Origin of the sequence: Planctomyces sp. SH-PL62, from assembly GCF_001610895.1 — a bacterium.
In the GTDB taxonomy this organism is placed as follows: domain Bacteria; phylum Planctomycetota; class Planctomycetia; order Isosphaerales; family Isosphaeraceae; genus Paludisphaera.
This window is the reverse complement of record NZ_CP011273.1, coordinates 1,968,906-1,994,073: the sequence shown is the minus strand read 5'-3', so window position 1 is coordinate 1,994,073 and position 25,168 is coordinate 1,968,906. Positions and strand designations below refer to the sequence as shown.

14 protein-coding genes are annotated in these 25,168 nt (G+C 70.6%); 8 read left to right on the top strand and 6 right to left on the bottom strand.

The features are described from left to right. Nucleotides 1-3: 3 nt before the first annotated feature. From VT85_RS07620 to VT85_RS07605, 4 genes are read right to left on the bottom strand one after another with little or no spacing between them, the layout of a single operon-like run. Nucleotides 4-912, bottom strand: a complete 909-nt coding sequence (locus VT85_RS07620) for an FHA domain-containing protein (RefSeq protein ID WP_197491157.1) — start codon at nt 910-912, stop codon at nt 4-6. Continuing rightward, on the bottom strand, nt 909-3,002 hold the full coding sequence (locus tag VT85_RS07615; protein ID WP_068412832.1) for an Hsp70 family protein: 2,094 nt from the start codon (nt 3,000-3,002) through the stop codon (nt 909-911). Before VT85_RS07615 ends, VT85_RS07620 begins: the two co-directional genes overlap by 4 nt. Before the next feature lie 3 nt (nt 3,003-3,005). Further along, complete coding sequence (locus tag VT85_RS07610; protein ID WP_068412830.1) at nt 3,006-3,659, bottom strand: Uma2 family endonuclease; 654 nt, start codon at nt 3,657-3,659, stop codon at nt 3,006-3,008. A 56-nt stretch (nt 3,660-3,715) separates the two neighbouring features. Next, complete coding sequence (locus VT85_RS07605; protein WP_068421605.1) at nt 3,716-5,395, bottom strand: Hsp70 family protein; 1,680 nt, start codon at nt 5,393-5,395, stop codon at nt 3,716-3,718. 520 nt (nt 5,396-5,915) lie between these two features. Between VT85_RS07605 and ptsP the strand changes: the two genes are divergently transcribed. From ptsP to ligA, 7 genes are all read left to right on the top strand, one after another. Beyond that, complete coding sequence (gene ptsP, locus VT85_RS07600; protein WP_068412828.1) at nt 5,916-7,685, top strand: phosphoenolpyruvate--protein phosphotransferase; 1,770 nt, start codon at nt 5,916-5,918, stop codon at nt 7,683-7,685. 49 nt (nt 7,686-7,734) lie between these two features. Beyond that, on the top strand, nt 7,735-8,142 hold the full coding sequence (locus VT85_RS07595; RefSeq protein WP_068412825.1) for an NIPSNAP family protein: 408 nt from the start codon (nt 7,735-7,737) through the stop codon (nt 8,140-8,142). A gap of 380 nt (nt 8,143-8,522) precedes the next feature. Continuing rightward, on the top strand, nt 8,523-10,448 hold the full coding sequence (locus VT85_RS28310; protein WP_197491156.1) for a Rieske 2Fe-2S domain-containing protein: 1,926 nt from the start codon (nt 8,523-8,525) through the stop codon (nt 10,446-10,448). Between the two features lie 31 nt (nt 10,449-10,479). Beyond that, complete coding sequence (locus VT85_RS07585; protein ID WP_068412822.1) at nt 10,480-11,253, top strand: cytochrome b N-terminal domain-containing protein; 774 nt, start codon at nt 10,480-10,482, stop codon at nt 11,251-11,253. Nucleotides 11,254-11,271: 18 nt separating this feature from the next. Then, nucleotides 11,272-12,855, top strand: a complete 1,584-nt coding sequence (locus VT85_RS07580; RefSeq protein ID WP_068412821.1) for a hypothetical protein — start codon at nt 11,272-11,274, stop codon at nt 12,853-12,855. Nucleotides 12,856-12,931: 76 nt separating this feature from the next. After that, nucleotides 12,932-16,657 (top strand): c-type cytochrome, encoded by a 3,726-nt coding sequence (locus tag VT85_RS07575; RefSeq protein WP_068412817.1) that lies wholly within the window; start codon nt 12,932-12,934, stop codon nt 16,655-16,657. Nucleotides 16,658-16,709: 52 nt separating this feature from the next. Beyond that, nucleotides 16,710-18,731 carry an NAD-dependent DNA ligase LigA gene (ligA, locus tag VT85_RS07570; RefSeq protein ID WP_068412814.1) on the top strand — a complete coding sequence of 674 codons (2,022 nt, stop codon included), beginning with the start codon at nt 16,710-16,712 and terminating at the stop codon, nt 18,729-18,731. Nucleotides 18,732-19,150: 419 nt separating this feature from the next. Here the strand turns inward: ligA and VT85_RS07565 are convergent, their stop codons facing one another. After that, nucleotides 19,151-20,122, bottom strand: a complete 972-nt coding sequence (locus tag VT85_RS07565) for a uracil-DNA glycosylase (RefSeq protein ID WP_068421602.1) — start codon at nt 20,120-20,122, stop codon at nt 19,151-19,153. 72 nt (nt 20,123-20,194) lie between these two features. Continuing rightward, nucleotides 20,195-21,571, bottom strand: coding sequence for a HEAT repeat domain-containing protein (locus tag VT85_RS07560; RefSeq protein ID WP_068412811.1), 1,377 nt, complete (start codon nt 21,569-21,571; stop codon nt 20,195-20,197). A 274-nt stretch (nt 21,572-21,845) separates the two neighbouring features. On the opposite strand from VT85_RS07560, the gene VT85_RS07555 reads away from it, so the two are divergent. Continuing rightward, nucleotides 21,846-25,160, top strand: a complete 3,315-nt coding sequence (locus tag VT85_RS07555) for a PSD1 and planctomycete cytochrome C domain-containing protein (protein ID WP_068412807.1) — start codon at nt 21,846-21,848, stop codon at nt 25,158-25,160. The last annotated feature ends 8 nt before the right edge of the window (nt 25,161-25,168 follow it).

Sequence of the window (25,168 nt, the reverse complement as noted above, 5' to 3'; positions counted from 1 at the left end):
TTCCTATCGCCGTCGAAAGATCAAAGAGGTCTTCCCCAGCTCGATCCGGTCGCCGTCGCCCAGGCGGCGCTCGCCGGCGCAGGGGGCGCCGTTGACGCGGGTCACGCCGGAGCGGGAGAGGTTGCGGAGGACGTAACCGTCGCCGGAGCGGACGATCTCGGCGTGGGCCCGCTCGACGGCCGGGTCGCCGAACACCCCCACGTCGGCCTGTTCGTCCAGCCCCAGGCGGCAGGTCGGCCGGGCGAGCAGGTAGATCCGCCCCTCCTGCCGGCCGCTCGCGATCTGGACCCAGGCCCGCCGCAAGGCCTGCTCCACCAGGGCCAGGAACAGGCCCAGGCCGCCGCCCAGGATCACGATCCCGAGGGCCTGGCTGAGATCGTAGCGGTTCCCCAGCGCGATGCGGAGGGCTTCGAAGCAGAGCCCGCCGACGAACCCGCCGAGCCCGCCGCCGATCAGGCCGAACGTCAGGCGCTGGAACGACCGGTCGGCGATCCCCTGCCCCAGCCCGATCCCCAGGCCGAGCACCGCCCACGACGCCGCCCGGCCCAGGAGGCCCCCCTGGAACGCCCCGATGACGAACTCTCCGAGCACCAGTCCGAGCGCCCCGCCGAGCGCCGAGGCGGGCGCGGCCCTCGCCGCGGCGCGGGCCATCCGTCGCCACGAGCCGTCGCGCAGCGGGCCCCACGCGTTCAGGAAGAATCCGATCGTCCCCCCCAGGATCGCGCCGGCCCAGGCGTCCCGGACGTAGACCGATCTGGCGTCGACCGTCTCGACGTAAAGGTAGAGTCCGAACAGGCCGCCGAGCGCGCCCGCCAGCGCCAGGTCGTAGGCCTGGCGGGCGCTCGCCCCGAGTCGTCCGGTCCGGGCGGCTTCGGCCATCACGTGAGGGTTCGCGGGCGTGGCGGTGGTCATCGGCTCAGGACCCTCAAGGAACGGCCCCCCTCGGCGATCACGCGGGCGATGTGGCCGAACGTCCGCACCAGCTCGCCCCCCTTGACGAAGATCGAGGCGGCCTCGCTGCTGGCCAGTCGGCCGAGGTACTCGCGGTCGGCCGTCCCCATGCCGATCGCCACGATCTCGATCCCCTGCGCCCGCGCCGCCTCGGCCTGCTCCACGGCGGCCTCGGCGGCGTCGGGATAGCCGTCGGTGAGCAGGACGATGTACCGCCGAGCGTCGTCGGCGACCAGCTCGCCGCGGGCCAGCTCCAGGGCGTCGGCCAGGTTCGTGCTCCCCTCGGCCTCCAGGCGGTGGATCGCCGCGTGCAGCCGGCGGACGTTGTTGGTGGCGGGGGCCTGGAGCGTCACGAGCGTCGCGAACGAGATCAGGCCGACCTCGGTCGTCGTGAAGTCGCAGCGGTCCAGGAACTCGCGAGCCGCGTTCTGGGCCTCGGCCAGCGGGTCGCCCATCATGCTCGATGAGCCGTCGACCAGGAGCATGACGCGGATCTTGCCGCCGATCTCGTCCGTCGAGTGGACCTTCGGAGGGCCGGCGAGCCAGGAGAGGTCGTCGGGGACGGGCTCGACGGTCATCGCCAGGCGGTGGCCGCTGTCGCGCTGGGTCGCACGGACTTGCACCACGCCGTCGGCGTCGTAGGAGAGGCCCACGTCGACCGCGACCTCGGCGTCGGTCGCGGCGATGCCGTTGAAGACGTACTTCCCCAGGATGGTGCAATCCAGGGGTGTGACGCTCTCTCCCTGGGTCAGATAGACTTCGAGCTTCGTGTTCTCGCCGCCGTGGGTCGCGTGCAGGTAGGTGCGGACGTCCGCGGCGGGGATCGGTACGTTGCGGCGGATGACCAGGTCGTTGACGTACGACGAGCCGTCGGGCGAGACGGCGACGACCCCCAGGCTGTGCGACATCACGTCGACGACGCGGCGGACGGGGACGGGCGGGGGGCTCGCGGTCATGCCGAGCGTAAACTTCGGCAGGGCGTCGCCGATGGCCTCGCCGGCCTCCATCGCCGCCTGGACGGCCGCGCCGAGGGCGACCACCTCGTCGACGTTCACGCCGGTGCGGGGGGCCTTGCCCGCCATCCCGGCGACGTAAGTCCGCACCATCGGCATGCGTGTCGAGCCGCCGACGAGCAGGACGCCGTCGACCCGAGGCCACGCCAGGCCGGCCTCGCCGAGCGCCTCCTCGGTGAGCCTCCGCGTGCGGTCCATCAACGGGGCGGTCATCGCCTCGAACTCGTCGCGGGTGATCTCGAACGTCTTGCGCTCGGCGCCGAGCTGGAGCGTCACGCGGGCGGCGGCCCGCTCGGAGAGGGTCCACTTGGCCTGCTCGCTGCGGACGAGGACTTCGTTGAGGGCGACGGGGTCGTCGAGCGGGTCGAAGCCGGTCTCCTCGGCGAACTTCTCGGCGAGGAACGTGGCGATGCGATCGTCCCAGTTCTTGCCCCCCAGGTCGTGGTCGCCGGCCGTGGCGAGGACCGCGACGTCCTCCGGGGTGATCCGGGCCACGGTGACGTCGAACGTCCCGCCCCCCAGGTCGTAGATGAGGATCGTCTCGTCGACGTCGCTCGTGCGGCTCAGCCCGTAGGCGAGGCTGGCGGCGGTCGGCTCGTTGATGATCCGCATGACGCGGAGCCCGGCCGCCTCGCCCGCGGCGATCGTCGCCTTGCGCTGGGCGTCGCCGAAGTAGGCCGGCACGGTGACGACCGCGCGGTCCACCTCCTCGCCCATCGCGGCCTCGGCGTCCTCCTTGAGACGCCTCAAAACCAGGGCTGACAGGTCGGTCGCCGAGTAGGGCTTGCCGTGGAACTCCAGTTGATAGAGGGGGCTCCCCATGTGGGGCTTGAAGAAGCTGGCGATCTCGGCGTCCCCCAGCCGCGCCCACTCCTTCGCCTCCTGACCCACCGCCGGCGGGTCGACGCCGAAGTAGATCACCGACGGCGTGATGTTCGCCCCCTCGCGATTCGGCACCACCTCCGGCCGCCCGTACGCGTTGCGCCGCGCCACGACCGAATTCGTCGTCCCCAGGTCGATCCCCACGAACGCGGCCATGCCTCAGCCCTCCTGCCGGGGTGCGACGGTTTCGCGCAGCCGATCTCGGAATCCGATCGTCCAGGCCGTGTCGTCGCCGATCGTGTGGCCTTGCAGGAATCGAGGCATCTCGGCGAGGGGAGCGAGCGGTAGAACTCCGCTGCGGTCGACGCGGCGGTAACTCCCGGACTCGAGCCGCAAGATGTCGAGCCGTTCGCCGTCGAACCGCCAGACTTCGGGGATGCCCAGGCCGGCGTAGACGTCCATGCGGAGCGTCGAGTCGCTGGTGACGTCGATCTCGACGGCCAGATCCGGGGGGGGATCGACGCCCAGATCGATACGCGACCAATCGACGACCTTATCGGCGTTCGCGAAGTAATAGCACTGGTCCGGCTCGAGACCGCGCCGAACGTCCCGGCGATGGAACGTCGTCGAGCCTGCTGCAACCACTCTGACGCCCCATTCCATCGTCATGACGTCGATCATCCGGCCGATGAGCATCTTGTAGCGCTCGTGGATCGAGAGGGGCGTCGTGAGCTCCAGGGTTCCTCGGTCGTAAGTCAAGCGGAGGCGGCGGTCTGAGAAGAGCTCGAGGAGCGACTGATACTGCTCCCAGGGGACGTCGTACAGGACGAGCCTCCGGCCTTCGCTCTGGGATCGCTCGGCGGCGATGGACATGAGGTTCAACCCCCCGGGAGACTCTTGATGCGACCGGCCGTCGGGACGATTCCCGCTCACGACACCGTCAGCAGCCGCAGCGCGGTGGAGCGTTCCTCGACGGCTTCAGAGTCGGAGACGGCCTCGGTCTGGAAGTCGACCTCGATGGCGCCGCCGGCGGTCAGGTCGAGGGCGGTGACGTTCAGTCGGCCGTCGCGGGTGATGGCGAACTTGACGCGGATCGGGCTGTGGGCCGGGAGCCGCTCGGGGAGGTTCAGGGTCGCCACGCCGACCTCCTGGCAGTCGGTCGGCTCGGGGCTGTCGCGCTCGCCGGACATCACGCGGATGTCGACGGCGGCCTGATTGTCGGCGTCGGTGCCGAAATCCGTGGAGCGTTCGAACGGGACCTCGGTGTTGCGCGGGAGGAGATAGACGACGACTTCCTTGCGCCGATCGTCGAGCGCCACGACGCCGAGGCTCTTGGACAGGACGTTGACGATCTTGGTCCCGACCAGCTCGCGGACGGGGCCGGTGAGGGTGAAGCCGAGCTGGCGTTCCAGGCGGTCGAGGGCCTCGGCGACCTCCGCCTCCGGGACGTCGGCCAGGTCGATCGGGCTCCGGCCCTCGTCGGCCGACCCGTTCGTCGCGGCGTCGCCGGCGAGGATCCCCTGGACCCCTTGCTGGAGCGCCTCCTTCAGCCCGAAGAGCGCCGCGCCCTTGGCGACGGCCTCGTCGGGGTCGTAGGTCTCGGGCTCGACGCCGAACTCGGCGGCGATCCGGTCGCGGACCTGGGGCATGCGGGTGGCGCCGCCGACCAGGATGATCTTGTCGAAGGCGGCGGAGCCCTTGGCACGGGCGTCTTCGAGCATCTCGCGGGTCAGCTCGACGGTGCGGTCCAGGAGGTGCTTCGTGACCTCCTCGAACTTGGCCCGCTCCAGCTCGACGCGGGCCTGCTTGCCGGCGTGGGTGACGCGGAACGGGGCCTTGTCGCGCTGGGTGAGGGTCTTCTTGCCGCGCTCGGCCTGGAGGGTCAGGTCGTTGAGGACCTCGGGGTCGTCGAGCGGGTCGGACTCCTCGCCGGTCTGCTCGCGGAACTGCTCGGCGAGGTACATGACGACCGCCTCGTCCCACAGCGCGCCGCCGAGGCGGTGGTCGCCGCCGGTGCAGACGACGCGGATCAGGCGATCCTTGATCTCGATCATGGTGACGTCGAACGTGCCGCCGCCGAGGTCGTAGACCAGGACGGTCTGGTCCGACTCCTGTTCGAGCCCGTAGGCGATCGCGGCGGCCGTGGGCTCGTTGAGGATCGCGCGGACGTTCAGGCCGGCGAGCCGGCCGGCGTTGGCGGTGGCCTCGCGCTCGGGCGTGCCGAAGTAGGCCGGGCAGGTGATGACGACGTCGGTGACGGGCTCGCCCAGGGCGATCTCGGCGTCGCCGACGACCTTGCGAAGGATGAACGACGAGACGTCCTCGGAGTTGTACGTCTTTCCTTCGCTCTCGAAGACGAAATTCGGGTCGCCCATGTGCTGCTTGACCCGCGAGACGACCCGGTGGGGCTCGACCTTGGCCGACTCCTTGGCCGTGTCGCCGACGATCACCGAGTCGCCGTCGAACAGGACGACCGACGGGGTGATCCGCTCGCTCTCCTGGTTCGGGGCCACGACCGCCTTGCCGTGCTCGTCCACGTACGCGATCACCGAATAGGTCGTCCCCAGGTCGATCCCGAAGACGCGCTTCAAACCCTCGGCCTGAGACATGGATGCGCTCCGCATGGTTTCCGGATCGGCGATCGAGCAGGGGCGACGCCCGCCATCGCGACGGTCGGGAGGGCGACGACTCGGCGCGGGCGGCTTCGCCTCGTCGAGGTCTTCGTCCTCCCCGCGCGATTCTTCGCGCCCACGCCTATTATTCAGGTCGCGAACGCCGGTTGGAAGCCGTCGGCCCGGGATCGGCCGGCGAAGCGCGGCATTCCGGTCGCCGAGTTCGAACGCGGACCGCGATCGTTCGGAAAAAGCCGCGATCATCCGCAGCCGGATCTCGCAAGACGACGCGCGGCCTCTTCCGGTCCGACATTCGGCACTGGACGCCCGCCGGGCGAATCCCTACGCTAGAGGTGGCTCCGAAGCTCGGCCGCGACGGCTCATCGCTCGGAACCACCACGCCTCCCCGCTCGGGATCGGGCGTGCTTGAATAAGCGGTTCGGCGGGACGGATCGAAACATGGGCGTCGACGCGGCGGTCGCAGGAACACCAACCGGGACGGGACGACGATTCGGCTATGCATAAAGGCATCGGTGTCAGCCCTGGCGTGGTGGTCGGCGTGGCGTATCGGGTGGAGTCGGTCCTCGGCTCCGGCGAGCCGCAGACGCTGGACGATCCCGCGGCCATCCCCGACGAGATCGCCCGATTCGATCGCGCCGTGGAGGACACCGCGGCCGAGCTCGAGACGTTCGTCCAGCGGATCGCGCTGGAGTTGGGGACCCCCGCGGCCGAAATTTTCAAATCCCACCTCCAGATCGTCAACGACCCCGAGTTGGGCGCGCGGGTCCACGCGGCGATCCGCAAGCAGCGGCTGACCGCGTTCTCGGCGCTCCAGGTCGTGATGAACGCCTACGCGGCCCAGTTCGCGCGGATCGACCACGAGTACTTCCGCGAGCGGATCACCGACGTGCGCGACGTCATGACCCGGATCTGCTCGCACCTGACCCGCAAATCGGGCGGGACCGACAACGGGGCGACCGACTCCCAGCCCGGCGAAGAGCCGGTGATCCTGGTCGCGCATGAGATCCTCCCCAGCCAGGCGATGAACCTGGGAGACCTGCCGATCGCCGCCATCGTCACCGAGATCGGCGGCTCGACCAGCCACGCCGCCATCCTGGCGAGGAGCCGGGGCATCCCGGCCGTCTCCGGCGTCGAGGGGATCATGAACGACGTCGTCGCCGGCGACCTGATGGTCGTCGACGGCCGCGAAGGGCACGTCATCGTCCGCCCCGACCGCGAGGCCACCGCCGCCTACCGCAAGGTCCAGCGCGAGTTCTTCAACTTCAAGGACAGCCTGATCGCCAACCGCGACCAGCCCGCGGTGAGCTGCGACGGCACCCAGATCGAGCTCCTGGCCAACATCAACAACGTGGCCGACGCCCACGCCGCCGACACCGTGGGCGCCTCCGGCGTCGGCCTGCTCCGCACCGAGTACCTCTTCCTCACCCACCACGACGTCCCGGGTGAGGAGGAGCAGTACGAGTACTACCGCCAGATCGTCCTCAACGCGCCGAACAAGACCGCCACGATCCGCACCCTGGACCTCGGCGGCGACAAGACCGTCCCCTACCTCGGCCGCCGCAACGAGCCGAACCCGTTCATGGGCTGGCGGTCGGTGCGCATCTTCTTCGAAAACCCCAAGCTCCTGATCACCCAGATCCGCGCCATCCTCCGCGCCGGGAGGCACGGCAAGGTCTCCATGCTCTTCCCCATGGTCACCACCGTGGAGGAGCTGCGCCGGCTCAACACCATGGTCAAGGAGGCCCGGAGCAACCTCAAGCGCGAGGGGGTCCCGTTCGCCGAGGACGTCAAGACCGGGGTGATGGTCGAGGTCCCCGCCGCCGCCGTCTGCATCGACGCCCTGCTTCGCGAGACCGACTTCATCTCGATCGGCTCCAACGACCTGATCCAGTATCTGGTGGCCGCCGACCGCGACAATCCCAAGGTCGCCCACCTCTGCGAGCCCCTGAGCCCCTCGATCTTCCGCGTCATCCACATGGTGCTGGAGGCCTGCCAGCGCACCGGGACCCCCGTCACGGTTTGCGGCGAGATGGCCGGCCAGTCCCGCTCGGCCCTGGTCCTCTTCGGCATGGGCCTGCGGCGATTCAGCATGAGCCCGGCGTTCATCCCCCAGGTCAAGGCCTTGATCTCCTCGGTGACCACCGCCCAGGCCGAACGCTTCGCCCACCACGTGCTCCAGCTCTCCACCAGCGAGGAGATCCGCACGTACCTCTCCGACCGCCTCCGCGAGGTCTCCAGCCTGCTGGAGGCCCTCGACTCGGCGTGAGGCCGAATCCGGCAACCCCGCCCGCTCCCTCTCCCTGGAGACCACCGCGATGCTCCGATCCCTGGCCGCCGCCCTGCTCTTCCTGGGCCTCGCCTCCACCGTCACGGCCGCCGACGAGCCGTCTCGCGTCTTCGAGCTGCGGACCTATCACACGGCCGACGCCAAACTCGTCGATCTCCACAAGCGGTTCCGCGACCACACCTGCGAGCTTCTCAAGAAGCACGGCGCCGAGCTGGTCGGCTTCTGGACCCCCCTGGACGAGAAGGACGGCAAGTCGAAGACCCTGATCTACCTCGTCGCCTACCCCAACCGCGAGGCCGCCGCCGCGACCTGGAAAGCCTTCGGCGAGGACCCGGCCTGGCAGAAGGCCAAGGCCGAGAGCGAGATCAACGGCCGCCTCGTCGAGAAGGTCGACTCCGTCTACCTCGAACCGACCGACTACAGCGCGATGAAATGAGGTCCGAGCCTCCGGGGCGTCCTCCGGCCCCCACTCGAACGAGCGCCCGATCGCTGGTGAGTTGAACCGATCGGGGGCCGGTGATAGGCTGGAGGACGTCCGACGCCCCGCCCCGGCAAGCCGCCGACCGGCGCGCGGGCCGGGGCCTCGCGGTCGCTCGAAGACGGACCCGCGATCCCCGCTTTCCACCACGGATCGCCCGATCGCCCACCGCCGGACTTGACCGTACCGATGCGACGAGCCCTACGGCTCGGAACACCAGACATCCCGCCAGGACCGCCCGCGGTCCCCGGGAGCCAAACGGCCTGACCCGCCCCGGCATCGCGGTCGCGAGCGGAATGCGAGCGGGCGATTCGAGCCAGATAGGCCGGAAGCGAACGATGGCGACACGACCGAGCATCCAGGAGATTCTGAAAGCCGCCCGCCAAGGAGGACCGAGCCCTTCCCGGCCCGAAGCCCCCGCCCCACCCTCGAGCGAGGCCCCGCAACCAGCCCCGGCCGTTGGAGCCGAAGCCCCATCCGACGCTCCCGGCCCCCGGCTGACGCTCCAGGAGAAGCTCGAGAAAGCGCGCATCGAGCGCGAGGCCCGCGCCGCCGCCGGGTCGTCGCCCGCGACTCCCCAGGGAGGCCCCGGGGTCCGGCTGACCTTGCAGGAGAAGCTGGAGAAGGCCCGCGTCGAGCGCGAATCCCGCGCCGCCGGGACCGTCGCCGGGGCGTCGCTCGCCTCGTCTGAGGGCGGTCCCCGGCCCCGGCTGACGCTCCAGGAGAAGCTCGAGAAAGCGCGCATCGAGCGCGAGGCCCGCGCCGCCGGCGCGTCGTCGCCCGCACCTCCCCAGGGAGGCCCCGGGGTCCGGCTGACCTTGCAGGAGAAGCTGGAGAAGGCCCGAGTCGAGCGCGAGGCCCGCGCCGCCGGGGCCATCGCCGAATCGGCGCCCGCGCCGGTCGCGCCCACACCTCCCGCCAACGGCGAGGCTCCCCGGTTGACCTTGAAGGAGAAGCTCGCCGCGGCCCGGCGAAACGTCCCGTCCGCCCCGGCGGCCGCCCCCCCTCCCCCGGCGGCGGCTCCGTCGACGTCGCCTGCACCGGAAGCCGGTTCGTCCGGCGGTCGCCGGCTCACCCTCCAGGAGAAGCTCGCGGCCGCACGCACCGGAAAGGCGGCCGAACCGCCGACGCCCGCCCCCCCGGCCGCCCCATCCGCCTCGGCCCCGCCCGCCGCCGGTTCGGGCAAGGCGATGTCGGTGAAGGACAAGCTGGCCGCCGCCCGTTCGGGGGCCTCCGCGCCTCCGCCGCCAGCGATGCAGCCGTCGGCCCCCGACCCCGGGGCTGCCGGTTCGGGCAAGGCGATGTCGGTGAAGGACAAGTTGGCCGCGGCTCGTTCGGGGGGCTCCGCGCCTCCGCCGACGCAGCAGCCGTCGGCCCCGCCCGCCGCCGCCGCCGCCGCGCCGGGTAAGGTGATGTCGGTGAAGGACAAGCTGGCCGCCGCGCGCGGCCAGGCGGTCGAGCCCGACGCTGCGATGCCGGTCCCGCAGGCGACGCCCTCGCAATCCTCGGCTACGGCACCCGCCGTCGCCGCCGGGTCCGAGCGCGTCTTGCCGCCGCTGGCCGAGATGACCGATCCCAGGGATCTCGCCGAGGCCCTCCGGCGCACCGGGGCGAGGAAGGCCGCGGAGTCCGCCGCCGCGCCGTCGTCCGCGAAGCCCGCCGGACGGCCCGCGACGTTCCAGCCTCCCGCGCCTCCCAACCGCCCGGAGGGCGAGAAAGCGGCGATCGAGCGGCCGTCGCGGTCCCAGGTGCGGGTCGATCGTCGGGGCCTGCTCGTCTACGCCTCGTGGTGGGTCATCGTGGCCTGGGCCGCGCTGGCCGCCGTGGCCGCCCTGCTTTCGATGATGGTCGTTCGGTTCCTCTTCCCGAACGCCAGCCCCGAACCGCCGAGCACCGTCAAGGTGGGCTTTCCCACCGACTACGAGCCCGGCGACGTCAGCGAGCGGTACAAGGATCTGTGGGGCTTCTGGGTCGTCCGCGATCGGGACCCCAAGGGCGTGGAAATCATCTACGCCCTCCAGACCTACTGCACCCACCTGGGCTGCCCCCCGAGCTGGCTCGCCGGCGAGCAGAAGTTCAAGTGCCCCTGCCACGGCAGCGGATTCTACAAGGACGGGGTGAACTTCGAAGGCCCCGCCCCCCGCCCCCTGGAACGCTACAAGATCAGCCTCGCCGACGACGGCTCGATCGTCGTGGACAAGAGCCAGACGTTCCGCAAGGACCTGGACCAGTGGTCCGACCCGGACAGCTTCGTCGCCGTCTGAGCCGAGGCGCCCCCCAGCCGCCGAGATTCTCATGCCGATCCTGGATCGCCTCACCAAGACTCAGGTCTGGAAGAGCCTTTTCCGCCACCCGATGCCGACCGACCGTCGCAATCGGATGCAGGTGATGCTCACCAATTTCTTCCTGCACCTGCACCCGGTCAGCGTCCGCAAGCAGGGGATCGCCCTCAGCTATACGTGGTGCATGGGGGGGGCGACGTTCTTCCTGTTCCTCGTCGAGGTCGTCACCGGCGTCCTCCTGATGTTCTACTACCGGCCGACGCTGGAACACGCGTACAACGACATCCTCGCCCTGCGCGACGTGACCACGCTGGGGGTGCTCCGCGAGCTTCACCGCTGGGGCGCGCACGCGATGGTCATCGCCGTCTGGCTCCACATGTACCGGGTCTTCCTGACCGGCAGTTACAAGCCCCCGCGCGAGTTCAACTGGGTGATCGGCGTCCTGCTCCTGGTGCTGACGCTCCTGCTCTCGTTCACCGGCTACCTGCTGCCGTGGGACCAGCTCGCCGTCTGGGCGATCACGGTGGGGTCGAACATGGCGAGGGCCACGCCCGTCCTGGGGCTGGAAGGCCCCGGCGCGGACTTCTTCACGCTCAACGGCGTCAAGATGATCACGCCCGCCTCGGACGCCAAGTACGTGCTCCTGGGGGGCGGGAGCGTGGGCGAAGGGGCGCTGAACCGGTTCTACGTGCTGCACTGCGTGGCGATCCCGCTGGCCGCGTCGCTGCTCATCATGATCCACTTCTGGCGAGTCCGGAAGGACGGCGGGATCAGCGGCCCCCTGTGACGTGAACGCGAGCGCGAGATGCCCAACGACGCCGATCCCGCCGTGCTGGCCGTCCTGGCCTGGTACTACCTGCTGGCCTCCGCGCTGAACGCGGCGGCCGCGGGCTACGTCGCCTACATGGAGATGGTCTCCGAGGGCACCTCGCGCGAGGGCTACGCGCCCCGGACGCGACGGCTCCCCGACTGGCTGGCCCTGGCGGTGATCGGGCTTTACGGCCTCGCGCTGGCCTCGGTCCTCGGCCGCGGCCTCCTGCCGGGCGACCTGGCGCTCGCCTACGGGCTCGCCGCCCTGGCCAACGGCCTGCTCGCGCTGACGGCCGGGGCCGACGCGGCGCATTTCGCCGAGGTCCGGGCCTCGGCCGGCACCCACGCCGACGAGCTGGAAGGTCGGCCCACGCTGGACGACCACGTCCCGGCCTTCGGGCTCGGCGGGCCGATCAACCGGACCCTCTGGACCCTGGTCTACAGCGTCGTCGCGGTCGTCTTCCAGGCGATCGGGCTGACCTATTTCTTCCAGGGCGAGATCGTCCTGCCGAGCTTCGTACGCGCGGGGGTGGACTGGGCGGCCCGGCCGACCACGTTCTTCCTGGGGGCGACGCTCCTGCTCACGGCCCTCTTCGCCTTCCGCCGAATCTTCGCCGGCGCGCTCGTCGCCTTCGGGATCGTGAACCTGTCGCTCCTCGCCTTCGGCCTGAGCCTCACCGACGCCGACTTCCGGGTGATCGTCGCCAAGCCCGACAACGTCCCGATCGTCGGCATGATCGTCCTGGTGTCCGGCTTCACCTGGCTGGCCCTCCGTCGGGCCGTGATCAACGACGCCCGCCGCGAGGCCGACCTCCCGGTGCTGGAGGAGCTGGAGCCCGGCAAGGTGCTGACCTGGCCCGACCTGGTGTACACCGAGCTGATCTGCATGATCGGCCTGACCCTCTTCCTGATCGTCTGGGCGGTGGCCCTCCCCGCCCCCCTGGAGCAGCCGGCCAAGGCGACCGAGGCCCCGAACCCGTCGAAGGCGCCCTGGTACTTCCTCGGGCTCCAGGAGATGCTCGTCTACTTCGACCCCTGGCTGGCGGGCGTCGCGTTCCCGGTCCTGATCATCGTCGGCCTGTGCGCGATCCCGTACCTGGACTCGAACAAGGAAGGCGCGGGATACTATACGATCGCGGCCCGGCCGTTCGCCTACGTCGTCTTCCAGTACGGCTTCCTGGTCCTCTGGATCGTCCTGATCGTGCTCGGGACGTTCCTCCGGGGTCCGAACTGGAACTTCTTCGGCCCCTTCGAGCGGTGGGACCCCCACAAGGTCGACCCCCTCAACAACGTGGACCTGTCGGACCTCGTATGGGTGCGGGGCCTTGGACGGGCGAAGCCCTCGTGGGCGCTCGTGCGGGAGGCCCCCGGGCTCTTGATCCTGGCCCTGTACCTGCTGGCCCTGCCGCCGCTGCTGCTGCGGACGGTCTTCAAGAGCTACACCGAGAAGTCCGGCCGGACGCGGGCGGTGGTGATGGTCGTCCTGCTTCTGCTGATGGCCGGACTGCCGCTCAAGATGATTCTCCGCTGGACTCTGAATCTCAAATACCTGATCGCCATCCCCGGATTCAACATCTGACGCGAAGCCGCGAAGCCCTCCTCTCCTCCGCCCCCCCGCGACGCCGCGACCGCCGACGTCCGAAGGAAGCCCCGCCATGCCTTCCGCCGACGAAACCTACCGCAGCCAGCCCACGCTCCACCGCATCTTCGCGGTCACGTCCGTGGGCCTGCTCGCCGCCGTCGTCTGGATGATCGCGGCCGACCACGACCGCCCCTGGAAGCGCGTGCAGCGCGACTTCCAGCGGCTGGAGTCCTCCAAGCTCAAGGCGCTCGAGGCCGAGAAGCTCGCGGGCCGGACCGACGAGCGGAAGGCCGAGATCGAGCAGGTCCGGGCGAAGCTCCGCGAGGCCGAGGAGGAATCCCGCCGCCGCGCGTCCGAGCTGGTCGCGGCCGACGACGAGTTGAAGCGTCTGGGCGGCAAGGCCGAGCGCTCCAGCCAGGCCAGGCGATTCAAGCAGGCCGAGTTGGACAGCCTCCGCACGGTCTACGACGGCATGATCGAACGCGGCGAGTCCCGCCGGGCTCGCGACTTCCTCGACGCCGAGGTCGCCGAGGCGGAGCGCCGGCTCGCCGACCTGGCGCGCGAGGACCAGGAGGCGCAGGCCGCCCTCGCGACCGCGCAGGCCGCGCGCGAGGCCCTCGGCGGGAATATCGAGTCGCTCAAGCTGGAGCAGGCCCGGCTCACCCGCGAGGTGGACCGCATCCGCCGCGTGATCGAGCAGAAGGAGGCCCGCAACTTCGGCGTTCAGGCCTGGCTGCGCGGCCTGCCGGGCGTCGACATGGCCGCCTCGCCGACGAAGATCGAGCAGATCACCCTCCCCCAGCTCACGATCGATTACAACTTCAAGGACGTCCCCCGCCAGGACCGTTGCACCACCTGCCACCAGGGGATCGACCGCCCCGGATACGATCTCGACGCCGAAGGCCGTCCCACCCCGCCTGTCTTCGCGTCCCATCCGTCGCTCGACCACGGGGCGACGGCCGTCGACGGCCGGGGCAAGCCCGTGAAGGCGGGGCTCTTCCTCGACCCCAACGGCCCCCACCCCATCCACGAATTCGGCTGCACCATCTGCCACGGCGGCCAGGGCTCGGGCGTCGATTTCGCGAACGCCGCCCACACCCCGGACGACCCCGCCGAGGCCGCCCGCTGGCGCAAGGATCACGGCTGGGCGCACGCGGAACACTGGGATTTTCCCATGCTCCCCTCGCGGTTCGCGGAGTCGAGCTGTCTCAAGTGCCACCAGGACGTCACCGACGTCCCCGAGGCGTCCAGGCTCCAGGCCGGGCGTCGGCGGATCGCCAGCTACGGCTGCTTCGGCTGTCATGAGATCGGCGGCGGCGAATCGCCCGGCCCGAACTTCGCCGACGAATCCAGGGTCGGCCCGAGCCTCCGCAAGCTGGCCTCCAAGGTCTCGCCCGACTGGCTCTTCCGCTGGATCAAGGACCCCCACGCCTTCCGCCCCGACACCCGCATGCCGCGCTACTACGGGCTCTCCGAGGACCTGCCCGGCGACGCCGCGAAGGCCGACGCCGAGGTCCACGGCATGGTCCGCTACCTGCTCGCGAAGAGCGAATCCGCCGTCGAGACCCCCACTCCCGCCGAGGAGCCCGACCCCGATCGCGGCAAGGAGACGTTCCTCCAGAAGGGCTGCCTCGCCTGCCACCAGCATCGCCCGTATCGCACCGAGGGCCCCGACAACGAAGTCGCCCTCCGCGATCGCAAGGCCGTCGACCCGACCTACAAACCGGACGTCGACCAGACGTTCGACCCCTCCATCTTTCCCGAGTCCGCGCGATCGCACGCGATGGCCGAACTGGGGCCGAACCTGGTCAACGTCGCCGCCAAGTTCCCCTCGGACGAACAAGGCCAGGCGTGGCTCGCGAGCTGGCTGATCGACCCCGGCGCCCACGACCCCGAGAGCCTCATGCCCGACTTGCAGCTCTCGGTGCAGGAGGCGGCCGACGTCGCCGCCTGGCTCCAGTCAGTCCCCGGCGGCTGGCCCGCCAAGGTCGAAGCCCCGCCGGCCGACGCACCCCCGGTGCGCGACGCCGTCGACGAACTGGTCCGGCTGTACGTCAAGAAAGGGGGCTACCTCAAGGACGGCAAGGCCGTCGGCGTACCGCTCGGCGAGGTCGAGTCGTTCGTCGCCGGGCTGCCGGCCGACGACAAGCTGCTGTTCCTCGGCGAGAAGACCATCGGCCGCCTGGGCTGCTTCGGCTGCCACGACGTCCCCGGCTTCGAGGACGCCAAGCCGATCGGCGTCGCCCTCAGCGACTGGGGCTCCAAGAGCCTCGCCCAGCTCGATTTCGGCCACGTCGACGACTTCCTCCAGGACCATCGCGCCGACGCCTTGGGCCGTCGCGACGGCGTGGACCCCTTCTACCAGGACCAGATCGCCGAGCGCTCCCGCGTCGGCTTCCTGTTCCAGAAGCTCCACCGGCCCCGGAGCTACGACCACCTGAAGCGGGACCCGCTCTACAAGGCGTGGGATGATCGCCTGCGGATGCCCCAGTTCGCCTGGGCCGACGACCCCGAGGCCGTCGAGGAGGTGATGACGTTCGTCCTCGGCCTCACCGGCGAGCGCGTCCACCCGAGGTACGTCGCGCGGACGCACTACGACGAGGCCCAGATCGCCCGCGCCGAGGGGGTCAAGATCCTCGACCGCTATCAGTGCGCCGGCTGCCACGTCATGGAGATGCCGAGGTACCGGATCGCCGCCGGTACGGCCGTCGCCGACGCCCTCCCCGCCTTCCGCACCAACCTGCGGGCCTCCTACAACGCCCGAGCCTCCGACTTCTCGCCCGACCTGCTCGTCGCCACCACTCACGACCCGGCGCTGAAGCTCGACGACGAGTCCATCGAGGCCTCGCTGGCGGTCGGCCCGGACGACGGCTCGGCCGTGGAGGTCGAGGCCATGCCGGTGGACGAGCTGGACGACGAGATCAGCGTGCAGGTCTGGAAGCCGGTCGTCATACGGGGCTACACCTTCAACGTCGGCGACATCCTGACGTTCGACCGGACCCGGATCCAGGTCGAGCCGGCCCGCGGCGGCGGCTTCGCCTGGCTCTACGCGGCCTATCAGGCCGAGGAGACCGGCAAGCCGTTCGACTCCTTCTGGAACCGTCTTCCCCCCCCTCTGATCCGCGAGGGGCTCAAGGTCCAGACCTCCTGGACGTCGCTCTACCTGAAGGACCCCTATGCGATCCGGCCCGCCGCCCAGCTGCGGATGCCCCGCTACCACTACCGGAGCGTCGGCCGCGAGACCGAGCAGCTGGCGAACTACTTCGCCGCGGTCGACGGGGTGGAATTCCCCTACCAGACGATCCTGCACCAGCTCCAGGGCTACGTCGTCGAGCGCGAGAAGGTCCACCCGAACTACCTGGACGCGGGCTACGCGATGATGGCCGCGAAGGGCTCGCCCTGCATCCAGTGCCACGCCGTCGGCCCGTACAAGCCGGACGAGAGCGCCGTCGACGTCGTCCACGGCCCGGAGCTCCGGCAGGTCGCCAACCGCTTCCGCCCCGAGTACCTGAGGCACTGGATCGCCAACCCGCGGCGGCTGGTCCCCTACACCGGGATGCCCCAGAACCTCGCGCCCACGGGGCCCGCGCAGATGCCCCCGCCGCCGACGTTTGAAAATCAGCCGCTGGAGATGATCCGGGCGATGCGGGACGCCCTCCTCAACTACGCGAACGTCGTCGAGCGTCGGCTCGTCGAGACGGCCCCGGCCGACCCCCCGGCCCCCGAGCCGGCCGCCGCCGCCCCTCCTCTCCCCAAGGCGGACGCGCCGGCCGCGGAACCCGAGGAGGCTTCCCCCTGATCGTCGGGGGCCCTTCGATCCGATAAAATGGCTGGGAAGGGAGGCCCAGCCGATGACCATGGACGACCCGACGCGCGAGGTCCAGACGCTCCGCGCCGAAATCGAGCGACACAACCGGCTCTATTACCTGGAAGCCGCGCCCGAGATCAGCGACCGGGATTACGACCGCTTGATGGAGCGGCTGATCGCGATCGAATCCGCGCATCCCGAACTGGTCTCGGAGGATAGCCCGACCCAGCGCGTCGGCGGGGCGCCCCTGTCCCAGTTCGCGACGGTCGTCCACGCCGCGCCGATGCTCTCGATCGACAACACCTACAGCTTCGACGAGGTCCGCGAGTGGGACGCGCGGGTCCGTCGCGGGCTGAACGCCGACGAGGTCGTCCGCTACCTCGTCGAGCTGAAGGTCGACGGGGTGGCCGTCTCGGTCCGCTATGAGCACGGGCGGTTCGTCCTGGGGGCGACCCGAGGCGACGGCGAGCGCGGGGACGACGTTTCCGCCAACCTTCGCACCGTCCGCGAAATCCCCCTGACCCTCAAGGGCGAGGCCCCCGAGATCCTGGAGGTCCGGGGCGAGGTCTACATGACCAACGCCGAGCTGGCCCGCCTCAACGAGATCCGCAAGGCGGCCGGCGACAAGCCGTTCGAGAATCCCCGGAACTCGACCGCCGGTTCGCTCAAGCTGCTGGATTCCCGCCTCTGCGCCCAGCGTCGGCTGCGGTTCATCGGCCACGGCCTGGGGGAATCCCGAGGGTTCGTGGAGACCTCGTTCTACGACGTGTTCAAGCGTCTGGAGGCCCTGGGCTTCCCCGTCAGCCCGCACATCGCCAGGTACGACTCGATCGACGAGGTGATCGAGCACGCCCGAGTCTGGGAGAGCCGTCGCAACACGCTGGATTTCCAGACCGACGGCCTCGTCGTCAAGGTCGACGACCTCGGCCAGCGCAATCGGCTAGGCGCGCGGAGCAAGTCGCCCCGCTGGGCGATCGCCTTCAAGTACGAGGCCGAGCAGGCGATCACGAAGGTCACCAAGATCACCGTGCAGGTCGGCAAGACCGGCAAGCTCACCCCCGTCGCCGAGCTGGAGCCCGTCCGCCTCGCCGGCACGACCGTCAAGCGGGCCACCCTCCACAACGCCGACGAGATCCGCCGCAAGGACGTGCGCGAGGGGGATACGGTCGTCGTCCAGAAGGCGGGCGAGATCATCCCCCAGGTCGTCCGCGTCGAGGTCGAGGCCCGTACCGGCGAGGAGGTCGAATACGTCTTCCCCGACCACTGCCCGAGCTGCGAGGCCCCGGTCGTCCGCGATCCCGGCGAGGTCGACTACCGTTGCTCGAACAAGCCCTCCGCCTGCTCGAAGCAGATCGAACGACGGCTCCGCCAGTACGCCCACCGCGACTCGCTCGACATCGAAGGGCTCGGCGACAAGCTCGTCGACCAGCTCGTGACCCAGAACCTGGTGCGGAGCCTCCCCGACCTCTACCGGCTCGACGCGGCCACCCTCGCCGAGCTCGAACGCATGGGGGAGAAATCGGCCGAGAACCTGACCGCCGCCGTCGAGCAGAGCAAGCGCAAGACCCTCGACCGCCTCATCAACGGCCTGGCGATCCGACACGTCGGCGTGCGGACCTCGGAAGTCCTCGCGACCCGATTCCGCACCCTGGACGACCTTCGAAACGCCAGCCTCGCCGACCTGGAAGCCGTCCCCGAGGTCGGCGCCGTCGTCGCCGCCAGCGTCCACGAGTTCTTCCAGGACCCCGACCACCAGCGCCTGCTCGACGAGCTGACGGCGCTCGGCGTCGACCCCCAGCCCTACACGCCGGTCGCGGCGACCTCGAACGACCTCCCGTTCCTGGGCAAGTCGTTCGTCCTGACCGGCACCCTGCCGAAGCGATCGCGCGCGGAGGCCGAGACCCTCATCAAGAGCCTGGGAGGCAAGGTGACGGGCTCCGTCTCCAAGTCCACCGGCTTCGTCCTCGCCGGCGCCGACCCCGGGAGCAAGATCGACAAGGCCCGCACCCTCGGCGTCCCCATCCTCGACGAGGACGAGTTCGAACGCCTCGCGGGCGTCGCCTGAATCGGGCGGGCGCAGGGAGCGGCCCAGAGCCCGTCACACCAGGTCGACGGGCCGGACTTCCCACGCTTTCTCCCATCGGAATTCGCGATCCGGCCGCTTGAAAGTCCGACAGTCCTGGTGCTCGTCCCCCCCTCATCAGGCCCTGCGGGCCACCTTCCCCCGCCAGGGGGGAAAAACGTTACGGCTCGGACTCGGATCGCCGACGGCCTCCTCTACGGTCTTCCCCCCTCGCGGGGGAAGACAGACGCCGAAGGCGTCAGATGAGGGGGAGGCCAGCACGAGAGCCGCCGGGATCCGCGATCCGGCCGCTTGAAACGCCGACGGCTGTGTTGCGTGTCTTCCGGCCCTTCGGGCCACCTTCCCGAGCCAGGGGCGAAGGGCATCGTTCGGTCTCGCCGACGGCCCGATTGGGCAGGCGCTCAGCCTTTCTTCTTCGGCGTCACCAGGCCCATGGCTCGCATGAGCATTTGCAGGTCTTCCCAGGCGTCCTTCTTGGCGGCGGGGGTGCGGAGGAGGTAGGCGGGGTGGTAGGTCGCGACGGCGGGGATGCCGAAGACCCGGTGCCAGCGGCCCCGGAGGCGGCCCATGCTGAGCGCGGTGTTCAGCAGCGTACCGGCGGCGACCCGGCCCAGCAGGCAGAGGTATTCGGGCCGGACGATCTCGATCTGGCGTTCCAGGTACGGGAAGCAGTTCGACGATTCCTGGGGCGTGGGGTCGCGGTTCTCGGGCGGGCGGCACTTGAGGATGTTGGCGATGTAGACGTCCTCCCGTCGCAGGCCCATCCCCTTGGTGATCATGTCCGTGAGGAGCTGCCCGGCCTTGCCGACGAACGGGACGCCGAGACGGTCCTCGTCGGCTCCCGGGGCCTCGCCGATGAACATCAGGCGCGCGGTGGGGCTGCCGTCGGCGAACACGGTCTGGGTCCGGGAGGCCGCCAGGCTCGGGCACCGGACGCACCCCGCGACCTCCGCCGCTAGCACCGCGAGCGCCTCGGCGCGATCCGCCGGCTCGACGTAGGGCGACTTGAATTCGACCGCCCCGAACAGCGATCCCACCGCCGCGATCGGCTGCTGCGGAACCGAGGCGGGCGAGGGCTTCGGCCTGGTCGTCGGCGTCGCCTTCGGTTTCGACGAGGGCTCGGGTCGGGCTTCGACCGGGGGCGGCGTCGGGGCGGCCGGGGCCGGCGCCTCGACCTTGACCTCGACCACCGGCCGGGGGGCGGCGACGGCGGCTTCCGCGACCACCGGGCGCGGGACGGGCGCGCGCTCCGGGGATCTGGGCATCGTCTCGACCCCGGCGCGCGACAGCGACTCCAGCCGCTGGCGGACCTCGCGGATCAGGCGGAGTCGCTCGGCGTCATAGTCGGAATCCGTCCCCGCGTCCGCGTCCACCTCGATCAACGCCGCCTCCCTCGTCCCTGAATCCTCGCCCGGATGGTACTCCGGGGCCGCCGATCGATCAAGTCACGGCTGGGGGACGCGGCGGGCGGGGGCGGGGCGAGGGTTGAAGGATCGGGCGACCCACGACCGCCATCGCGGGACGTCGTACTCGAAGTCCTGGCCGGTGAGCCGGTTGAGGGCCGCGAGGACCTCGACGTTCCGCGAGGTGAACGTCATCAGCGCGGGCTGCGGGCCCCGGTCCGCCCCGACCGTGCCGCTGTACCCCAGGCCGTTCCCCGCGCTGATCGGCGCGCCGCCGTTGAACGGGTCGAGCCCGATGGTGTTCGGGACGACGTAAGCCCCGTACGCCACCGCGCCCGGCCCGACGACCGGCCCCGTCATGTACGCGGCCGAACTGCCGTTGTAGGCGATCAGCGGGTTGTAGCCGGTGTTGGGATAGGTTGGGCCGGCCGGGGGGACCAGGACCATCCGTTCCTCCGACGTGATCAGCACGTCCAGCAGTTTCGGGACGGCCGCATAGACGTCGAGCCTCCCCAGCGCCCAGGCGGCGCGATTGATCACCCGGACGTCGGACGACCGGAGCGCCCGGGCCAGCCGCTTGGGGACGATCGGCTCCTCACGGGGCTTGAGGCGTTCGAGCACCACGTCCCGCACGGCGTCCTCGGATTCGCCCAGGAGCTGATCCACGAGCGCCCGCGCGGCGGCCTCGCCGGGGATCTCGCCCAGGACTTGAGCCAGGAGGGTGCGGAGGTCGTCGGCCTCGGAGCCCAGCACCTTGACCAGCGGGCCGACGGCCTCCGGGTCGCGCAGCTCCAGGAGCTGGCCCTCGGCCTCGCGGCGGCGGGCCGGGTCGTCGGACCGCACGCCCTGCACGAGCAGCTTGATCCGGCGCACCCATGAGGCGTACCCGGCCGAGTTCTGGGCCTGCTCGTCGTCCCTCGCCTTCTCGTCCTCCGGCACCCACCGCCCTTTGTGCAGGACCAGCCCCTGCTCCTTGCGTTGCTCGTCGGGCGAGAGCCATCGGCCGTCCCGCTCGACGTGGCCGAGCTTCACGCGGGCGTCGGCGAAATCCGGGTCGCGGAGGAGCGCGGCTTCGTAGTGGACTTCGGCCAGGTCGGGCAATTCGTGGCCCTCGCACCAGGCGCCCAGGTCGTACTCCGCCTGGGCGGTCGCCGCGAGCTTCTCGCGCCTCGCCGCGTATTCGTCGAGCGGGCCGGGCCTGGGATGGACTTCCAGGATCTGGTCCTTGCGAAGCGCCAGCGGCGTCTTCCCTTTCGGCAGGACCACCAGCACGCGCTCCCCCTTCTTCGCGTCCGGGTCCGGAACGACCTTGCCCTGAACCTGGCCGCCCCCCCGCAGAACGATCACGTCGGCCCGGACGGACCCGATCGCCGCCGAGAGGAGGAGCGAGAGACCGACACCCAGCGTTCCGCGACCCATGTCGACCTCGCTTTCCTTCGACGACCGCGCCGACCCTCCCCACGCCCGAACTTTCCTTATTGTAGAGGCGGTCGTTACGCCTCGGCAACCTTCGATGCGATCCTCGTCGAGCCTTCGTTCAGGCTTCTGCTTCACAGCGGGCAAGCTGGGGCGACGGCGAGGGGGAGGCGTCGCCTCGCCGCGCCGCCCGTCCGTTGCGGGCTGGAGGGATGTTGAATACAATTTGGACATGACCTATGGACGACCCGACGCCTCAGGATTCAGAGGGCGAGCCATGACCGCCGATCGGCTGAAGGTCCTCGCCTGGGCGGGCCTCGTACTGGCCCTGACCGCGAGCCCCGCCCGGGGGGACGACGTCTTCGAGACCGAGATCCGCCCCCTGCTGGTCGAGCGCTGCCAGTCTTGCCACGGCCCCGAGAAGCAGAAGGGGAGCCTGCGGCTCGACGCCCGCGCGGCGCTGATCGAAGGGGGCGACACCGGCCCGGCCGTCGTCCCCGGCGATCCCGGCGAGAGCCTGCTGATCGAGGCCGTCCGGCAGACGGGCGATCTCAAGATGCCCCCCAAGGGGAAGCTCCCCCCCGAGGCGATCGCCGCGCTGGAGCGTTGGATCGCCGCCGGCGCGCCCTGGCCGGAGGCCGGATCGCCGGCCGTGGCGACCCGCCAGGAAACCTGGGCGCGGCACTGGGCGTTCCAGCCCGTCGTCGACCCGCCGGTCCCGGCCGCCCCCGACCCGGACCGGGTCCGCACCCCGGTCGACGCCTTCATCCAGGCCGGGCTCGACGCCGCGTCGATCGCGACGGCCCCCGAGGCCGACCGCCGCACCCTGATCCGCCGCCTCTCCTACGACCTGACCGGCCTGCCGCCGACGATCGAGGAGGTCGAGGCGTTCGCCGCCGACCCCGACCCCGACGCCTACGAAAAGCTCGTCGACCGCCTGCTGGCCTCGAAGCGGTACGGCGAGCAGTGGGGGCGGCTCTGGCTGGACGTCGCGCGGTACTCGGACACGAAGGGCTACGTCTACGCCCGCGAGGAGCGGTTCCTGGTCCAGGCGCCCGCGTATCGCGATTGGGTCGTCAAGGCGTTCAACGACGACATGCCGTACGACCGCTTCCTCGTCGCGCAGATCGCGGCCGACCAGCAGGCCGAGTCCGACGGCGACCCCGCGCTCGCGGCCATGGGATTCCTGACGGTCGGTCGGCGGTTCCTCGGCGTGGCCCGCGACGTGATCGACGACCGCATCGACGTCGTCACCCGGGGGACGATGGGCCTGACCGTCGCCTGCTCGCGGTGTCACGACCACAAGTTCGACCCGATCCCCACCGCCGATTATTACTCGCTCTACGGCGTCTTCATGAACTGCACCGAGCGGCTGGCGCGGATCGGCGAGCCGTCGCTCGAGGGCGCGGAGCGCGAGGCGTTCGAGGCCGAGCTGAACAAGCGTCGGGACGCCCTCCGCGACGGCATGGCCGCCAGCCGTGCGACGGCCTCGGAACGGGCACGGGGGAAGGTCGCCGACTACCTCCTCGTGCAGCTCGACATGGCGAGCGTCCCCCAGGAAGGCTTCGACGTGATCGTCGGCAAGGACGACATCGTGCCCGCCTTCGCCCGACGCTGGGAGACGTTCCTGGCAGGCCGGGCCAAGGCCGACGATCCGATCTTCCGCCCCTGGCGACGCCTGGCCGCGATCCCCGAAGCCGACTTCACCGCCGAGGCCCCTGGCGTCCTCGCCGAATTGAGCAGTCCCGGCGCTGTGGGGCTGAACGCCCGCGTCGCGTCGGCCTTCGCCGCACCCCCTGCGACGATCCGCGAGGCCGCCGAACGCTACGCCCGGCTGTTCGCCGAGGTCGACGCCGAGTGGCGGGCGGCCCTCCAGGCTTCCCCCGGCGCGACCGCCCTGCCCGACGCCGATTCCGAGGCCCTCCGACGAGTCCTCCACGCCGACGACTCCCCGTGCGTCGTGCCCGACGAGCCGATCGTCTCCACGGAGTTCTTTTTCGACACCGGCACGATCGACGCGATGTGGAAGCTTCAGGGCGACGTCGACCGCTGGTTGATCCGGCCCGCCGCCCCGCCGTTCGCCGTCGCGGTGGTCGACCGCGACGAGATCGCCGAGCCTCACATCTTCCGCCGGGGCAATCCGGCGACCCTCGGCGATCAGGTCCCGCGGCGGTTCCTCAAGGTCGTCGCCGGCCCGGATGCGAAGCCGTTCACGCAGGGGGGCGGACGGCTCGAACTTGCGAAGGCGATCGTCGACCCGTCCAACCCCCTGACCGCTCGGGTCTGGGTGAACCGGATCTGGGCGCGGCATTTCGGTGCCGGCCTGGTGCGCACCCCCAGCGACTTCGGCATCCGCGCCGAGCCCCCCAGCCACCCCGAGCTGCTCGACTGGCTGGCGAGCCGCCTCGTCGAACGAGGCTGGAGCACCAAGGCCGTCCATCGCCTGATCCTCGTCTCATCCGCCTACCGTCGCCGCTCCGACGGGCCCGCCGACCCCGAGTCCCTCGCGCGAGCCCAGTTGACGGATCCGGAGAACCGGCTCCTCTGGCGGACGAACCCGCACCGGCTCACCTTCGAGGAGTTCCGCGATTCCCTGCTGACGGCCTCCGGCGAGTTGGAAGACCGAATGGGGGGCCGGGCCGCTGCGCTGTTCGACGGCCCGCCGAACCGGCGCCGGACGCTCTACGGCCTGGTCGACCGCCAGTTCCTCCCCGAGGTCTTCCGGACGTTCGACTTCGCGAACCCGGACCTCCACACGCCGACCCGCAGCGAGACCACGGTGGCCCAACAGGCCCTCTTCGCCCTCAACCACCCGTTCGTCGCCGACCGCGCCCGAGCTATCGCCGCGAAGCTGCCCAAGGACGGCCCCGAGGCCGCCGTGCGGGCGCTCTACCGTCGCCTCTACCAGCGCGATCCAACGCCCGAGCAGGGGGCCGCGGCCGTCGCCTTCATCGCATCGTCGTCAGACGACGCCTCCCCCGCGCCGGCCCCCGAGACGCTCGCCTGGAGCTACGGCTACGGCCCGGTCGATCCCGCGTCGGGGCCGAACGTGAAGGCTTTCACCCCCCTGCCCCACTTCGACGGCGCAGGCTGGGGGGGCGGGCCTTCCTGGCCCGACGCCAAACTCGGCTGGGCCCGGATCACCGCCGAAGGGGGCCACCCCGGCGACGACCTCGCCCGTTCGATCTTCCGGCGCTGGACCTCGCCGATCCGCGGCGAGGTCGCTGTGTCGTCGACGTTGGTCCACGAGAAGACGGTGGGCGACGGCGTGCGGGGCTGGATCGTCCACGGCCGACAGGGCGTGATCAAGACGGCCACCGCCCACGGCCGCTCCGAAGATTTCTCGGTCCCTTCGCTGACCGTCGAGCCGGGCGATACGATCGACTTCGTGGTCGACGTCCGCGACATCCTGAACAGCGACGACCACCTCTGGGCCCCCTCGATCCGCGTCGTCCGCGCCGAGCCCCCGACGGCGACCGCCGACTGGAGCGCCAGTCGTGATTTCACCCGCCAGGCCGTCCGTGAGCTCGGCCCCTGGGAGCAACTGGCCCAGGTCCTCCTGATGTCCAACGAGTTCGCCTTCGTCGATTGAGAGGAGAC

Excerpts from the sequence above, each read along its gene's own strand:
- VT85_RS07620 (WP_197491157.1), bottom strand. The coding sequence starts at position 912 with ATGACCACCGCCACGCCCGCGAACCCTCACGTGATGGCCGAAGCCGCC.
- VT85_RS07615 (WP_068412832.1), bottom strand. The coding sequence starts at position 3,002 with ATGGCCGCGTTCGTGGGGATCGACCTGGGGACGACGAATTCGGTCGTG.
- VT85_RS07610 (WP_068412830.1), bottom strand. The coding sequence starts at position 3,659 with ATGTCCATCGCCGCCGAGCGATCCCAGAGCGAAGGCCGGAGGCTCGTC.
- VT85_RS07605 (WP_068421605.1), bottom strand. The coding sequence starts at position 5,395 with ATGTCTCAGGCCGAGGGTTTGAAGCGCGTCTTCGGGATCGACCTGGGG.
- ptsP (WP_068412828.1), top strand. The coding sequence starts at position 5,916 with ATGCATAAAGGCATCGGTGTCAGCCCTGGCGTGGTGGTCGGCGTGGCG.
- VT85_RS07595 (WP_068412825.1), top strand. The coding sequence starts at position 7,735 with ATGCTCCGATCCCTGGCCGCCGCCCTGCTCTTCCTGGGCCTCGCCTCC.
- VT85_RS28310 (WP_197491156.1), top strand. The coding sequence starts at position 8,523 with ATGGCGACACGACCGAGCATCCAGGAGATTCTGAAAGCCGCCCGCCAA.
- VT85_RS07585 (WP_068412822.1), top strand. The coding sequence starts at position 10,480 with ATGCCGATCCTGGATCGCCTCACCAAGACTCAGGTCTGGAAGAGCCTT.
- VT85_RS07580 (WP_068412821.1), top strand. The coding sequence starts at position 11,272 with ATGCCCAACGACGCCGATCCCGCCGTGCTGGCCGTCCTGGCCTGGTAC.
- VT85_RS07575 (WP_068412817.1), top strand. The coding sequence starts at position 12,932 with ATGCCTTCCGCCGACGAAACCTACCGCAGCCAGCCCACGCTCCACCGC.
- ligA (WP_068412814.1), top strand. The coding sequence starts at position 16,710 with ATGACCATGGACGACCCGACGCGCGAGGTCCAGACGCTCCGCGCCGAA.
- VT85_RS07560 (WP_068412811.1), bottom strand. The coding sequence starts at position 21,571 with ATGGGTCGCGGAACGCTGGGTGTCGGTCTCTCGCTCCTCCTCTCGGCG.
- VT85_RS07555 (WP_068412807.1), top strand. The coding sequence starts at position 21,846 with ATGACCGCCGATCGGCTGAAGGTCCTCGCCTGGGCGGGCCTCGTACTG.